11 protein-coding genes and 1 pseudogene are annotated in these 13,428 nt (G+C 66.6%); 4 read left to right on the forward strand and 8 right to left on the reverse strand.

Features of this window, described 5'->3' with window-relative positions:
• Window position 1: 1 nt before the first annotated feature.
• From ShzoTeo12_RS25635 to ShzoTeo12_RS25650, 4 genes and pseudogenes are all read right to left on the reverse strand, one after another.
• Window positions 2–664: an amino acid ABC transporter permease gene (locus ShzoTeo12_RS25635; RefSeq protein WP_119255264.1), complete on the reverse strand. Its 663-nt coding sequence runs from the start codon at window positions 662–664 to the stop codon at window positions 2–4.
• On the reverse strand, window positions 664–1,308 hold the full coding sequence (locus ShzoTeo12_RS25640; RefSeq protein WP_119255265.1) for an amino acid ABC transporter permease: 645 nt from the start codon (window positions 1,306–1,308) through the stop codon (window positions 664–666). The genes ShzoTeo12_RS25635 and ShzoTeo12_RS25640 overlap by 1 nt, the downstream gene beginning before the upstream one ends.
• Entirely contained in the window at window positions 1,305–2,069 is a 765-nt protein-coding gene (locus ShzoTeo12_RS25645; RefSeq protein ID WP_318913034.1) for an amino acid ABC transporter ATP-binding protein, read from the reverse strand. Before ShzoTeo12_RS25645 ends, ShzoTeo12_RS25640 begins: the two co-directional genes overlap by 4 nt.
• Window positions 2,070–2,708: 639 nt before the next feature.
• A pseudogene (locus ShzoTeo12_RS25650) lies at window positions 2,709–3,005 on the reverse strand (hypothetical protein); the annotation flags it as partial.
• Window positions 3,006–3,164: 159 nt separating this feature from the next.
• Between ShzoTeo12_RS25650 and ShzoTeo12_RS25655 the strand changes: the two are divergent.
• Window positions 3,165–4,511, forward strand: a complete 1,347-nt coding sequence (locus ShzoTeo12_RS25655) for an amidase (RefSeq protein ID WP_318913035.1) — start codon at window positions 3,165–3,167, stop codon at window positions 4,509–4,511.
• Here ShzoTeo12_RS25655 and ShzoTeo12_RS25660 read toward each other — a convergent pair.
• From ShzoTeo12_RS25660 to ShzoTeo12_RS25670, 3 genes are all read right to left on the reverse strand, one after another.
• The gene (locus ShzoTeo12_RS25660) at window positions 4,508–5,362 is read right to left on the reverse strand and encodes a LysR family transcriptional regulator (RefSeq protein ID WP_318913036.1); all 855 of its coding nucleotides are present in this window, start codon (window positions 5,360–5,362) and stop codon (window positions 4,508–4,510) included. The genes ShzoTeo12_RS25655 and ShzoTeo12_RS25660 overlap by 4 nt on opposite strands.
• Window positions 5,363–5,427: 65 nt before the next feature.
• On the reverse strand, window positions 5,428–5,709 hold the full coding sequence (locus ShzoTeo12_RS25665; RefSeq protein WP_245424752.1) for a chaperone modulator CbpM: 282 nt from the start codon (window positions 5,707–5,709) through the stop codon (window positions 5,428–5,430).
• Between the two features lie 2 nt (window positions 5,710–5,711).
• Window positions 5,712–6,614 (reverse strand): J domain-containing protein, encoded by a 903-nt coding sequence (locus tag ShzoTeo12_RS25670; RefSeq protein WP_318913037.1) that lies wholly within the window; start codon window positions 6,612–6,614, stop codon window positions 5,712–5,714.
• 203 nt (window positions 6,615–6,817) lie between these two features.
• On the opposite strand from ShzoTeo12_RS25670, the gene ShzoTeo12_RS25675 reads away from it, so the two are divergent.
• From ShzoTeo12_RS25675 to ShzoTeo12_RS25685, 3 genes are all read left to right on the forward strand, one after another.
• Window positions 6,818–7,714, forward strand: coding sequence for a bestrophin family protein (locus ShzoTeo12_RS25675; RefSeq protein WP_318913038.1), 897 nt, complete (start codon window positions 6,818–6,820; stop codon window positions 7,712–7,714).
• A gap of 181 nt (window positions 7,715–7,895) precedes the next feature.
• On the forward strand, window positions 7,896–9,989 hold the full coding sequence (locus tag ShzoTeo12_RS25680) for an NAD(P)-binding protein (RefSeq protein WP_318913039.1): 2,094 nt from the start codon (window positions 7,896–7,898) through the stop codon (window positions 9,987–9,989).
• A 278-nt stretch (window positions 9,990–10,267) separates the two neighbouring features.
• On the forward strand, window positions 10,268–11,290 hold the full coding sequence (locus ShzoTeo12_RS25685; protein WP_318913040.1) for an LLM class flavin-dependent oxidoreductase: 1,023 nt from the start codon (window positions 10,268–10,270) through the stop codon (window positions 11,288–11,290).
• A gap of 87 nt (window positions 11,291–11,377) precedes the next feature.
• On the opposite strand, the gene ShzoTeo12_RS25690 is transcribed toward ShzoTeo12_RS25685, so the two are convergent.
• On the reverse strand, window positions 11,378–13,324 hold the full coding sequence (locus tag ShzoTeo12_RS25690) for a methyl-accepting chemotaxis protein (protein WP_318913041.1): 1,947 nt from the start codon (window positions 13,322–13,324) through the stop codon (window positions 11,378–11,380).
• Window positions 13,325–13,428 lie beyond the last annotated feature (104 nt).

The following is a 13,428-nucleotide window of genomic DNA, read 5'->3' on the forward strand; positions in this document are numbered from 1 at the left end:
TTCAACGTTGCGCGTAGAGGCCGGCGCGCCTTTCGACGTGATTGACGAGAAGTGCGGCGGGAATGGAAATGGCGGCATAGAGCACGCCCGCGGCGAGAAGCGCCGGGAAGTAGCGGAAGGTGGTCGAGCCGATCTCGTAGGCCCGGCTCACCAGTTCCGGCAGTGCGATGGTGAAGCAGAGCGACGTGCCCTGGAAGATCAGGATCGAGAAGCCGAGCAGCGCCGGCAGCGCGACCCGTAGGCCCTGCGGCAGCAGCACGTAGCGCAGCTCGTCGAACCGATTGAGGCCGAGCGCTTCGGCCGCCTCCCGCTGGCCGTGGGCGACCGATTGCAGGCTGGCGCGGATGATCTCGCTGGTATAGGCGCCGGTGTTCCAGGCAAGTGCGATCACCGCGGCCGAGAAGGAGCCGAGCGTCAGCCCGGTCGTCGGCAGGCCGAAATAAATGAACTGCAGCAGCACCAGCGCCGGCGCGCCGCGACCGACCTCGACCAGGAAGAGGCTGAGCCCCTTCAGGAAGCGGCTCTTTGCCAGCACCCCGAGCGCCAGAACGAGGCCGAAGGGAATGCCGATAGCGAGGCTGAGCGCCGTCACCTGGAGGCTGATGGAAAGGCCGCCCAGAAGGTCCGGCAGCCAGGCGGCAATTTCGTCTTGGGTCGGAAACATCAGCGTGCCACCTTTGCCCGGAGATAACCATCGGCAACGCGCGAGAGCCAGGCGATGGGCAGGCTCAGCAGCACGTAGAACAGGCCGACCAGCGCGAAGACCTCCAGCCCCCGGAAGGTGAGCTGCGACAGCTGGTTGCCCTGATAGGCAAGCTCGGCCACGCCGATGGTGGAGGCAACCGCGGTCTCCTTCATGAGGCCGATGAGGTAGCTTGCCGCGGAGGGCAGCGCGACGCGGAAGGCCTGCGGCGCGACGATGTCGCGGAAGGTCGACCAGCGGCCGAGATCGAGCGCGGCGGAGGCCTCCCACTGGCCGTGATGGATGGAGGCGACGGCGCCGCGGTAGATTTCCGCCATGTTCGCGGCCGCGATCAGGCCGAGGCCCATCAGCGCGGCATTGAAGGGATTGATCGGCATGACGCTCATGCCGAGACCGAAGAAGATGATGAAGAGCCAGAGGATCGGCGGGATGGCGCGCACGATCTGGATGACGGTCATGGCGAGGAAGCGGACCGGCCAGAGCCGGCTCTGCCGCGCGGCGAGCAGGGGAACGCCGAGCACGGCGCCGATGAGGAACGCCCCACCGGTGAGCGCGACGGTCCAGACGAGGCCCCGCAGCAGCGGCACGAAGTCCGCCGCGTTCATCGGTCGTGCACCGCGCGCAGGAAGCGCTTCGTGCGCTCCTCCCGCGGATTGCGCATGACGTCCTTGGACGGCCCCTTCTCGATGATGTTGCCGTCGGCCATGATCATGACCGTGTCGGAGACGTTCTCGGCAAAGCCCATCTCGTGGGTGACGACGATCATCGTCATGCCGCTTTCGGCAAGCTCCCGCATGACGGCGAGGACTTCCAGCCCAAGCTCCGGGTCGAGCGCCGAGGTCGGTTCGTCGAACAGCATGATCTCCGGATCGAGGGCGAGCGCACGGGCAATCGCGATGCGCTGCTGCTGGCCGCCGGAACACCGCACGGGAAACTGCCCCGCCTTGTCGGCAAGGCCGACGCGCTTGAGCAGCTGCATGGAGCGCTCACCGGCTTCCGCCCGGCTGCGGCCGAGCGTTCGCTCCTGCGCGAGGCTGACATTGCGCAGCACCGACATGTGCGGGAAGAGGTTGAAGGACTGGAACACCATGCCGACGCGGCGGCGAAGGCCCGACAGTTCCGGCCGCCCCACCGGCCGCGCGGCGTCGATCGTCATGGAGCCGATGGAGATCGTGCCGCCGTCCGGCGGCTCGAGATAGTTGATGCAGCGCAGGAGCGTGCTCTTGCCCGAGCCGCTCGGCCCGATGATGGCGAGCACTTCACCGGAACGCACCTCCAGATCGATGCCGTCGAGAACCGTATGGCTGCCGTAATGCTTGCTGAGGGATGTGAGGCGAATGAGCACGTTGTCGGAGGCTGGCATCATTTCAGGTTATGCCCCGCTCCGTCCGCGACGCGGCCGACCTTCGCTTCGAAGATAAAGGATGGCTTCAAGCAGACCATCATGTCCCCCCATAAAGCGGCCTCCGCGCGCCAGCCTGACGGGCTGGTCGCCTCCGAACCGCTCTTTCGTGCAAATGGCCGCCGGATGATCCGTTTCGGCCGTGTTCCCTTGTTATTTCAACGGATGTTAACACTCTGACACATGCTGAGCAGGCAGAAAAAATTGCACACCCGCCAAACCTGAAGTTATGCCGTTGGTCATGGGGAATGGCGCCGGCAAAGCATGGCGTCAGGCAGCGGATTGCCGGAAGCCTCCGGCCTCCGGCACCGCGAATGGCAGATCTCAGTTGATCGAGACGAAATTGCCGCCCTTGTCGAACCAGCAATTGAAGAAAGCCGTGCCCTTGCCGTCAGGATAATTGCCCTGCACGACATAGCCCCGGCCGCTCATGAAGGGCCGGTTCGTCGTGATGCGCGATGGCCGGACGCGGAACTGCGCGGAGACTTCGCCGCGGCAATAGGCCGGCATCATACCGAGCGCGACGCCATCGGAGCGGCGGCGTGGCCGGCTTTCCCCATAGCCGCCACCGTCCTCGTCCTGCATCTGCGCGGCGCGGTCGCCCTTGACGCGGCACACGCCGTTCGCCCCGCCCGGTCCCGTATAGGAGACATCGGGGCTGCCGTCGCGATTGACGGAGACGGAAATGGTCAGCCGGCCGAGGCGGGCCTCGTAGTAATTGTTGTTGAAGCGCTTCAGCCGGGCCTCCCGGCCGTTGATGAAGACCGGCCCGCCTTCATCGGCATGCACGCTCACCCGGCCCGGACACGCGGCGTTGAAGAAAGGAACCTTTGCCTCCGCGGCAGAGGCGAACAACGCTCCCGCGGCCACGAGAACGGCAGTGAAAATCGGCTTGTGCATGGAGAACTCCCTCCGGGTTTCGCCCGGATACTTTGCCGCCTTCAAGACCGATTGCAAGAGGCGGCGCATGGATGACTCTTTCGCGTCAAGAAGGGCTGCGCGCCGCGTGAAATCCACTATTTTGATCCGGTCTGATTCGGCCATGGCGGGAGAAAAGCAATGCGCGCAACACTGAACGACCTTGCGAGGGACCTTGCGGCGGGCAAGGTCACGGCCGCGCAGCTCATCGAGGAGTCGCTGGCGCGCATCGCCGAACCGGCGGGAGAAGGCGCACGCGCCTTCGTGAAGGTCCATGCCGAAAAGGCCCGCGTCGCGGCGAAGGCCGCCGACGAACTGCGCAGGGCCGGCCTCGCCCCCTCGCGCTTCGCCGGCATTCCCATCGCCGTGAAGGATCTGTTCGACCTTGCCGGCGAGCCGACTCCGGCAGGTTCCACGGTGCTGGCCGATGCCGCGCCTGCGACGAGCGATGCGCCCGCCATCGCCCGCCTCAAGGCCGCCGGCTTCATCGTCGTCGGCCGCAACAACATGACCGAATTCGCCTTTTCCGGCGTCGGCATCAACCCGCATTACGGCACGCCCGCCAATCCCTACGACCGGGCAACCGGCCGCATTCCAGGCGGCTCCTCCTCCGGTGCCGCCGTCAGCGTGGCGGACGGCATGGCGGCGGCCGCCATCGGCTCGGATACCGGCGGCTCCTGCCGCATCCCCGCCGCGCTCTGCGGCATTGTCGGCTACAAGCCGACGGCCAGCACAGTGCCGCTTGCCGGTGCGCTTCCGCTCTCCTTCACGCTCGATTCCATCGGCCCGCTGGCAAACAGCGTCGATTGCTGCGCCAGCCTCCACGAGATCCTGAGCGGCACCTCGCTTGATCAGGAAAGCCAGTGCGGCGTCGCGGGCCTGCGCATCGCCGTGCCGCAATCCGTCGTCTTCGACGGCATCGAGCCGCATGTGGCGAGAACCTTCGAGGCGGCCCTCAAGCGCCTTGCCGAAGCCGGTGCGGTGGTGAGCGAGATCGCGCTGAAGGAATTCGAGATGGTCGGCCAGATCAACGCCAGGGGCGGCTTCCCGGCCCCGGAGGCGCTCGCCTGGCACCGCGACCTCCTCGAGGAACACGGCGAGGCCTACGACCAGCGCGTGCGCGCCCGCATCCTGCGCGCCCGGGAGCAAACGGCTGCGGACTATATCGATATGCTGCACCTGCGCCGCGCCTATATCGAGGCGACGAACCGCGCGATCTCGGCCTATGACGTCCTCGCCATGCCGACCGTGCCGATGGTCGCCCCGGCCATCGGCACGCTGGAAGCCGACAACGATCTCTTCGTGAAGACCAACCTGACCCTGCTGCGCAACCCGGCGCTGATCAACATGCTGGACGGCTGCGCCATCTCGCTGCCGGCCCATGCCGAGGGGGAAGCCCCCGTCGGTCTTATGCTCGCCGCCGCCGGCGGCAGGGACGCCGCGCTCCTTGCCAACGCGCGGGCGGTGGAGGCGGCATTGCGGCGCTAGAGCCGCGGCCCATCCCCCTGATGCGCGATCTGCTTGAGGCCGCGCAGCGCATCCTCCACGTCCCGCCGCCCCGTCGCCGCTTCCGGATAGACGGCATAGGCGGGATAGGTGAATTCGGGCGCGCCCTCGACGCGTTCGAGCTCGCCGGACGCAAGATGGCGCGCCACCGTTCCCTTGCGGAAATAGCCCATGCCGCCGGCGCGCAGGATGTAATGAAGGGCGAGCGGCCCGAAGCCCACCTGCAACGCCGGCTCGGCAAAGCCGGCAAGCCCATAGCCACCCTGCCCGGCGAACTGCGATCCCCAGTCGACATGCACATAGTCCGGCTCGCGCTCCTCGCCGGCCTTGCGCACGAGGACAAGCTCCTCTTCCTCGATCAGCTCCACCTTGAAGCCCGGCATCAGCTTGGGCGCATAGAGCACAGCGATGTCGAGCACGCCGGTACGCAGCTGTTCCAACAGCTGGTCGGGAATACCGACCGCCGCGTGAATGGCGATCTCGGGACAGTTCCCCTTCATCCAGACCAGCCAGTCGAGCAGCAACGGGTTCCACAGGCTGACCTCGCCGCCGACCGCGACGACCGAAGTGCGGCCGGGCGGAACGGTGAGCTGCTGGCGCGCCCGCTCCCACACCTGCACGAAGGACTGCGCGAAGCGTTCGAATTCCCGCCCCGCCGGCGTCAGCGCGGCACCGTTGCGGGTGCGGACGAAGAGTTTGCGCCCGAGCGCCTCCTCCAGTGTGCGGATACGCGCGCTCACCGTGGTCTGGGTGATGTACAGCCGTTCCGAGGCCTTGAGGAAACTGCCCGTATGGACGATCTCAAGAAAGGTGCGCGCCCGGTCGATATCCATGGAAAGCCCCGCTCGATGCAATTTTCTTGCAGCTATAGCGCATTCGACGCGGCAGGGCTTGCCCTTTAATCCTTCGGCCGCTGCATTTCCCGCCGCAGTTCGGCAAGCGCCCGGCGCATGCCGTGCAGCTGGTCCATCAGATGAAGGATGACGTCGATGCCGGCCTCGTTCGCCCCGATGCCGGATTGCAGTTCACCGATCAGCCGCGCCCGGGCGACATCGATTTCCGAAAAGCTCAGGCCCGACGGCGTCCTTTCCGGCAGAAGCCATTCCTGCTCGATCCACAGTTCCAGCACCGTCACCTTCAGGCCGGAGGTCTTGAGGAACTCGTCCTTGCTCATCGCCATGATCAGGCCTCCTCACGCGGATTGAACGCCTGCCCCTTCGCCCAGCCGGCCACGAAAGCCTCGAGCTCGGCATCGGGCGGGCTCGGCAGCACCACCTTCAGCTTGACGAACTGGTCGCCGAAGCCGCCGCCGCGCTTCGGCGCGCCCTTGCCCTTCAGCCGCAGCGTCGTGCCGGTGTTGGAGCCCTTCGGCACCGTCATCGTCACCGCGCCGGTCGCCGTGGGAACATGGACACGCCCACCGAGGACCGCCTCGCTCAGGGAAACGGGCAGCTCGATGGTAATGTCGTCGCCCTCGCGGGAAAAGCGCGGATCGGCCAGCACCTCCACCTCGATCAAGGCATCGCCCGGCCCGCCCGTGCCGAGACCCGGCGCGCCCTTGCCCTTGAGGCGGATCGTCTGGCCGCTGACGAGGCCCGGCGGGATCTTCACGTCCAGCGTGCCACCGTCCGGCAGGGTGATGCGTCTCGTGGCACCGGCGATGGAATCGGCAAAACCGATCTCCAGATGGTAATGCCGATCCTCGCCGCGACGGTTCGCCCGCGCCTTCTGGCCGCGGCGCAGGAGATCGGCGAAGATGTCGTCGCCATCCATGAAGTCGGCAAAGCCGGAGGCATCCGCGTAGGGGTGCTCCGCCTGCCCGCCGGCATAGTTGCGGTAATAGTCCTGGCGCGGCGGGCGCTCGGCGCCGGACGCGTCGATCTCGCCGGCGTCGAAGCGCTTGCGCTTGTCGGCGTCGCCCAGCAGGTCATAGGCGGCGGCGACCTCCTTGAACTTCTCCTCGGCCGCCTTGTCGCCCGGGTTGAGGTCCGGGTGCAGCTTCTTGGCGAGCTTGCGATAGGCGCTCTGTATCTCGGCCGCCGTCGCCGTCGACGGCACGCCGAGAACCTCATAGGGATTTCTCACGACGGGCTCCGGAATGGATTGAACTTGCTCTCTATATTGGGCCGCAATGCGCGCTCGGCAACGCATCGCGCCCGCCTCCTGGCCTTTTTCTCACTACCCCCGGCCGCTACCATTGCCCGAAGGCTTGCCACCCGCCAGGCAAGGTGAAAGAAAAGGCCGGCGAGCCGGATCGGCCCGCATCGCCCGCCGCAGCAGAGAAGCCCATGATCCTGCGCTCGAAGCCGAGCTTCAAAGACATTCTCTTCACCATCAACGGCTCGATCCTGCCGCGGATCGCCTGGCATCTCGTTGCCGTCGCGGTGCTGAGCATCGTTGCCGTCTTCGCTGCCCAGCACCATCCAGGCATCTTCGTCAAGATCAGCGCCATTCCCTTCACGCTGACGGGCATCGCGCTCTCCGTCTTCATGAGCTTCCGCAACAACGCCTGCTATGCCCGCTGGTGGGAGGGTCGCATGCTCTGGGGCGACCTGATCATCGCCGCCCGTTCCTTCGCCCGGCAGACCGCGCTTCTCAATGAGGACGACCGGCGTTTCCTGCTCACCCATGTCTGCGCCTTCGCCGCCGGCCTTGCCGCGCGGCTGCGCAGCGAGGACGAAGCCGCCGCGATCGCCCGCTGGTCCGACACGGCCCCGAGCGAAAACAGCCCCAACCCGACGAACGAGGTGCTCGACCGCATCGGCCGGCACTGCATCACGCTGATGCAGACGCACCGCATCGACGCGATCCACTATTCGGTGCTGGAAACCCAGCTTTCGGCGCTCGCCCGGGTGCAGGGCGGCTGCGAGCGGATCGCGATGACGCCGGTGCCCTTCGCCTATTCCCTGCTGCTGCACCGCACGGCGCTGATCTTCTGCATCACCCTGCCCTTCGCGCTGGCCGGTTCGCTGGACTGGTGGACGCTGCTGCCCGTGCTGCTCGTCGCCTATACCTTCTTCGGCCTCGAAGCGCTCGGCCACCAACTCGAGGACCCGTTCGGCCTCGAGCCGAACGCCCTGCCGCTCGGCGCAATGCTGCGCACGGTGGAGCGCGACATGCTTTCCCTGCTCGGCGAAACGGAGCTGCCCGAGCCCGTCCAGCCGCGGAACCATGTGCTGGACTGAGCCGGAAAAGCGTAAAATCCCAATCGCTTAACCCAGAGGGACGGCACTCCTGCAACGAGCCACCTGACCGCGCGCCTGTATTATACATCCGTATAACAATTCTCTTGCCTGTCCCGGCATTCCCGATATGGTGGCCTCATCCGCGTGGCGCGCGGAGCAAATCGCTTCAGGATGGCATGACATGTCGCGAGACCCCCGCTTCGATATTCTCTTCGAACCCGTCAGGATCGGCCCGGTCACGGCGCGCAACCGTTTCTACCAGGTGCCGCACTGTTCCGGCATGGGCTACCGCTATCCCAATGCGGAAGCCGAGTTGCGCGGCATGAAGGCGGAAGGTGGCTGGGGGGTCGTCTCCACGCAGGAGGCGGAGATCCACCCGACCTCCGACCTGACGCCGGCCAACGAGGCGCGGCTGTGGGACGAGGGCGACCTGCCCGCGCTTGCCGCCGTCACCGACAGCATCCACGCCCATGGCAGCCTTGCCGCTATCCAGCTCGTGCACAACGGCCTGCATGTCGCCAACCGCTTCAGCCGGATGATCCCGCTCGCCCCGTCCCATGTCATCAGCGACTGTCTCGATCCCGTTCAGGCGCGCGCCATGGACAAGACGGACATCGCCGACATGCGCCGCTGGTACCGCAACGCGGCCCTGCGCGCGAAAAAGGCCGGCTTCGACATCGTCTATCTCTATGCCGGCCACGACATGAGCGTGCTGCAGCACTTCCTGTCGCGCCGCCACAACGACCGCACGGACGAATATGGCGGCTCCTTCGAGAACCGGCTACGGCTCTTTCGCGAAATCATCGACGACACGCGCGAGGCCGTCGGCGACAGTTGCGCGCTCGCCATCCGCCTTGCCGTCGACGAGCTGCTCGGCCCCTCCGGCATCACCTGCGAAGGCGAGGGCAGGGATATCGTCACCGCGCTTGCCGAGCTTCCCGACCTCTGGGACGTCAACCTCTCCGGATGGTCGAACGACAGCCAGACGGCCCGCTTCTCCGAGGAGGGATTCCAGGAACCCTATATCCGCTTCGTCAAGTCCGTTACCACCAAGCCGGTGGTCGGCGTCGGGCGCTATACCTCGCCGGACAGCATGGTACGGGCGATCCGCCAAGGCATTCTCGATTTCATCGGCGCGGCCCGCCCCTCCATCGCCGATCCCTACCTGCCGAAAAAGATCGAGGAGGGGCGTATCGACGACATCCGCGAATGCATCGGCTGCAATATCTGCACCTCCGGCGACAATACCAACGTGCCGATGCGCTGCACGCAGAACCCGACCATCGGCGAGGAATGGCGCAAGGGCTGGCACCCGGAGATCATACCCGCGGCGGCAACGCCCGAGCCCGCCCTCGTCATCGGCGGCGGGCCGGCGGGGCTGGAGGCGGCGCGGGCGCTCGCCCAGCGCGGCGTCGATGTGCTGCTGGCCGAAGGCGGCGGCGAATGGGGCGGCCGGGTGGCGCGCGAATGCCGCCTGCCGGGCCTTGCCACCTGGGGCCGCGTGCGCGACTGGCGCGTCGGCCAGCTCAGCGTCCGCCCCAATGCGGAACTCTATCTGCACAGCCCGCTTTCCGCCGACGACGTGCTGCAATACGGCATCCCCCATGTCGCCATCGCGACCGGCGCGCGCTGGCGCACCGACGGCGCGGGCCGCACCCATCGCCGGCCGCTCGCCTTCCTTGCGGAAGGGGCCGTCGTCTCGCCCGACGCCATCCTCTCGGCGGGCGCTGAGGCCGTATCCGCCGATGGCCCCGTGGTGGTCTTCGACGACGACTGTTTCTACATGGCCAGCGTGCTGGCGGAACTGCTCGCCAGGGCCGGCCGCGCGGTGACGTTCGTCACGCCCGAATCCCAGGTCTCCCCCTGGAGCCAGCACACGCTGGAGCAGGGCCGGGTACAGAAGCGCCTCATCGAAGTGGGCGTTCGCATCGTCACGGCAAAGGCGCTCGCCGGCCGCTCAAAGGACCGGCTGGACCTTGCCTGCATCTACAGCGACCGGATCGAGACCATCGACTGCGCGACGCTCGTGCCCGTCACCGCCCGCCTGCCGGACGAAACGCTCTGGCTGGAATTGAAGGCCCGCGAGGCCGAATGGGCCGATGCCGGCATCCGCAGCGTCACCCGCCTCGGCGACTGTCTCGCCCCCGGCCTCATCGCCGCCGCCGTCTATTCCGGCCACCAATATGCCCGCAGCTACCAGACGGAGCCCGACCGCGACGCGGTCCCGTTCCGGCGCGAGGACATCGCACGGCTCTACGAACGCCACGCATCGTAGGCGTTCGGCGAAATCCACGGGCATGCGGCCTTTCCCTCGGGAGACTGGCTAACGCATATGGAATTCGACATCTCCGCCTTCCCATCTCCCGTCGGGGAGAAGGGGCTGGGAAAACGGCTTCCCTTCAATCGCTCCCATGCGGTTACCGTGTTGCCATTGCGGTCGCAAACCGTGAATGCACCGTTCTCTGCATCGCTCTTTTCAACCGTGGCACGATCACCCATCTTGCGGGACAACGTTTCCTCCCAACGGACGCTTCGCGTCGAGGCAGATTATCCATGAAGAAAATCGGTTTCCTTTCCTTCGGCCACTGGGCTCCTTCCCCCCAGTCCGAAACCCGCTCGGCCGGCGATACGCTGCTGCAGTCGATCGACCTTGCCGTGGCGGCCGAGGAGCTCGGCGCGGACGGCGCTTATTTCCGGGTGCACCATTTCGCGCGCCAGCTCGCCTCGCCCTTCCCGCTGCTCGCAGCCGTCGGCGCGCGCACGAAGAAGATCGAGATCGGCACGGCCGTCATCGACATGCGCTATGAGAACCCGCTCTACATGGCCGAGGACGCCGGCGCGGCTGATCTCATCTCGCAGGGTCGCCTGCAGCTCGGCATCAGCCGCGGCTCGCCTGAACAGGTCATCGACGGCTGGCGCTACTTCGGCTACGAGCCGCAGGAGGGCATGAGCGACGCCGACATGGGCCGCCGCCATGCGGAAGTCTTCCTCGACGTGCTGAAGGGCGAAGGCTTCGCCCAGCCGAACCCGCGGCCGATGTTCCCCAACCCGCCGGGGCTGCTGCGCCTCGAACCGCATTCCGAGGGGCTGCGCGAGCGCATCTGGTGGGGCGCCGGCTCCAACGCCACCGCCGCCTGGGCCGCCAAGCTCGGCATGAACCTGCAAAGCTCCACGCTGAAGGACGACGAGACGGGCGAGCCCTTCCATGTCCAGCAGGCCGCGCAGATTCGCGCCTATCGCGAGGCCTGGAAAGAAGCCGGCCATGCGCGCAGCCCGCGCGTTTCGGTCAGCCGCAGCATCTTCGCCCTCGTAGACGACCGGGACCGGGCCTATTTCGGCCGCGGCGGCAAGGAGCAGGATTCCGTCGGCTTCATCGACGACAAGACGCGGGCGATCTTCGGCCGTTCCTATGCCGACGAGCCGGACCGGCTGATCGAGCAGCTTGCCGCCGACGAGGCGATCAGCGAGGCCGATACGCTGCTCCTCACCGTGCCGAACCAGCTCGGCGTCGAATACAACGCACATGTCATCGAGGCCATCCTGAAGCACGTCGCCCCGGCCCTCGGCTGGCGTTAAACCCGCGCAGACGAAATGGCATCGCCCCCTTGAAGGGGGCGATGCCTCGGTAATTCAGCATTCAGCGCGTTCTATTCCCAGCCGGCCTCAGAACTCTTCCCAGTCGTCCTGCCTGTTGGCCGTCGCCTGTCCGCCGAAGGTGGACATCAGCTTGTTCACCATGCGCCGGGCCGGCGAGGGCGCGGGGCGCGCGGAAGCGGCCACCGGCGCGGGACGGGCCGCCAATGGCGCGGCGTCCCGTGTGTCGCCGAGCTGGAAGCGGGCGATCAGGTGGCGAAGGCGGTCGGCTTCCGTCGCCAGCGAGCTGCTCGCGGCATTGGCTTCCTCCACCATGGCCGCGTTCTGCTGCGTGACCTGGTCCATCTGGTTGACCGCCACATTGACCTGCGAGAGGCCGACCGACTGCTCCCTGGCGGAGGTGGCGATGGCGTCAAGCTGGCTGTTGATGGCGGCGACACGCTCCTCGATGCCGGCAAGCGCCTCGCCCGTGGCGCTGACGAGCCGCACGCCGCTCTGCACCTCTTCCTCCGAATGACGGATGAGGTCCTTGATCTCCTTCGCCGCCTTGGCCGAGCGTTGCGCCAGCTCGCGCACTTCCTGCGCGACGACGGCAAAGCCCTTGCCGGCTTCCCCGGCCCGCGCCGCCTCGACGCCCGCGTTGAGGGCGAGAAGATTGGTCTGGAAGGCGATATCGTCGATGACGCCGATGATGTTGGAAATCTGCGAGGAGGATTCCTCGATCCGCTGCATGGCGTCGACCGCCTTGGTCATCACCCCTGCCGACTGGCGGGCGGATTCGTTCGCGGCCACCGCCATGGCGCGGGCTTCCTCCGTGCGGCTGGAGGAGCTGGAGACGTTGACGGTGATCTGGTCGAGCGCGGCGGCGGTCTCCTCCAGCGAGGCGGCCTGCTGCTCGGTGCGCTTGGAAAGGTCGTCGGCGCTGCCGGAAAGTTCGCGCGAGCCGGAATCGATGGCGGCGGTTGCGGCGGCAACGGCGCCGAGCGTCTCGCGAAGCTGCGTGACGGCCGCGTTGAAATCGCGGCGAAGACCTTCGAATTCCTCGGCGAAGGGATTGGCGAGCGCCACCGTCAGGTCGCCGGACGAAAGACGTGTCAGGCCGGAGGCAAGACCCTCGGTCGCCGCCGCCATGGCCTCGGCACGCTGGCGGTCGATCTCGGCGGTGCGCAGGCGGTCGGCCTCGCGCGCCTCGCGGGCGGCATCCGCATCGCGGGAAAGCTGGCGCGCCCGCAGCCCTTCGTCCTTAAAGACCTGGACGGCCTTGGCCATGGCGCCGACCTCATCCCCGCGGTCGCTGCCTTCGATGGCAACCGTGAGATCGCCGCCGGCCAGAACCGTCATCGTGGCTTCCAACTTGCGGATCGGCAGCACCAGCCAGCCGCGGATCGCGACATAGCCGAGGCCGATGACGGCGAAGAGGCCGATGAAGACCGAGGCGAGCATGGTCTTCACCGTCGAGGCGGTCATGATTTCGAGGTCGAGGCTCTTGCGGTCCGCCTCGTCGACGACGAGGTTGGTTTCCTCCGTGAAGCGATCCGCCAGGGCCCCGAATTGCGGCTGGCAATCCGCCGTGAAGACGTCCTGCGACTTGACTATATCCGCGCTGACGGTCGCTGCGCCGGCAAGCGCGATGGCGGGGCCGCAGATATCGTCGAGGAGGCGTGTGCCTTCGTCCCTGAGGCGGCCCAGCGCGGCATTTCCGGGCATGGCGGCCATCGCCTTGCCCATGAATTCCTCGAATTTGGCCTTGTCGCCCTGCAATTCGGCGAGGGCGGCGGCGTTGCGTTCAGGATTGCGGGCGATCATCAGGTCGCCAATGGAGCCGCGTGCAGCCTGCAACGCGCGGTTGGCGCGCGCCATCATCAGCGCCGCCTTGGATTCATTGTCGAGCAGAGCGGTATTCGCATCGTCGATATGTTTGACCTGGAGACTGCCATAAATGGCGACGGCGAGCGAAAAGGCGCCGAAAATCGCCATGATGACGATGAATTTGCCAATGATCGGGATATTTTTCATGGAACTGCTCGTAGTAGAGTGGCACGTACCACTCTTTTTCCGGGTAGTTCCTAAAAAAGTAATTAAATCGGCGATTGTTTTTCAGCAAACTTTCAATCAACCGC

Origin of the sequence: Shinella zoogloeoides (assembly GCF_033705735.1) — a bacterium.
Taxonomy (GTDB): Bacteria; Pseudomonadota; Alphaproteobacteria; order Rhizobiales; family Rhizobiaceae; genus Shinella; species Shinella zoogloeoides_A.

Bases quoted from the DNA above. Each gene is read 5' to 3' on its own strand.
- ShzoTeo12_RS25635 (WP_119255264.1), bottom strand. From the start codon at position 664: ATGTTTCCGACCCAAGACGAAATTGCCGCCTGGCTGCCGGACCTTCTG.
- ShzoTeo12_RS25640 (WP_119255265.1), bottom strand. From the start codon at position 1,308: ATGAACGCGGCGGACTTCGTGCCGCTGCTGCGGGGCCTCGTCTGGACC.
- ShzoTeo12_RS25645 (WP_318913034.1), bottom strand. From the start codon at position 2,069: ATGATGCCAGCCTCCGACAACGTGCTCATTCGCCTCACATCCCTCAGC.
- ShzoTeo12_RS25655 (WP_318913035.1), top strand. From the start codon at position 3,165: ATGCGCGCAACACTGAACGACCTTGCGAGGGACCTTGCGGCGGGCAAG.
- ShzoTeo12_RS25660 (WP_318913036.1), bottom strand. From the start codon at position 5,362: ATGGATATCGACCGGGCGCGCACCTTTCTTGAGATCGTCCATACGGGC.
- ShzoTeo12_RS25665 (WP_245424752.1), bottom strand. From the start codon at position 5,709: ATGGCGATGAGCAAGGACGAGTTCCTCAAGACCTCCGGCCTGAAGGTG.
- ShzoTeo12_RS25675 (WP_318913038.1), top strand. From the start codon at position 6,818: ATGATCCTGCGCTCGAAGCCGAGCTTCAAAGACATTCTCTTCACCATC.
- ShzoTeo12_RS25680 (WP_318913039.1), top strand. From the start codon at position 7,896: ATGTCGCGAGACCCCCGCTTCGATATTCTCTTCGAACCCGTCAGGATC.
- ShzoTeo12_RS25685 (WP_318913040.1), top strand. From the start codon at position 10,268: ATGAAGAAAATCGGTTTCCTTTCCTTCGGCCACTGGGCTCCTTCCCCC.
- ShzoTeo12_RS25690 (WP_318913041.1), bottom strand. From the start codon at position 13,324: ATGAAAAATATCCCGATCATTGGCAAATTCATCGTCATCATGGCGATT.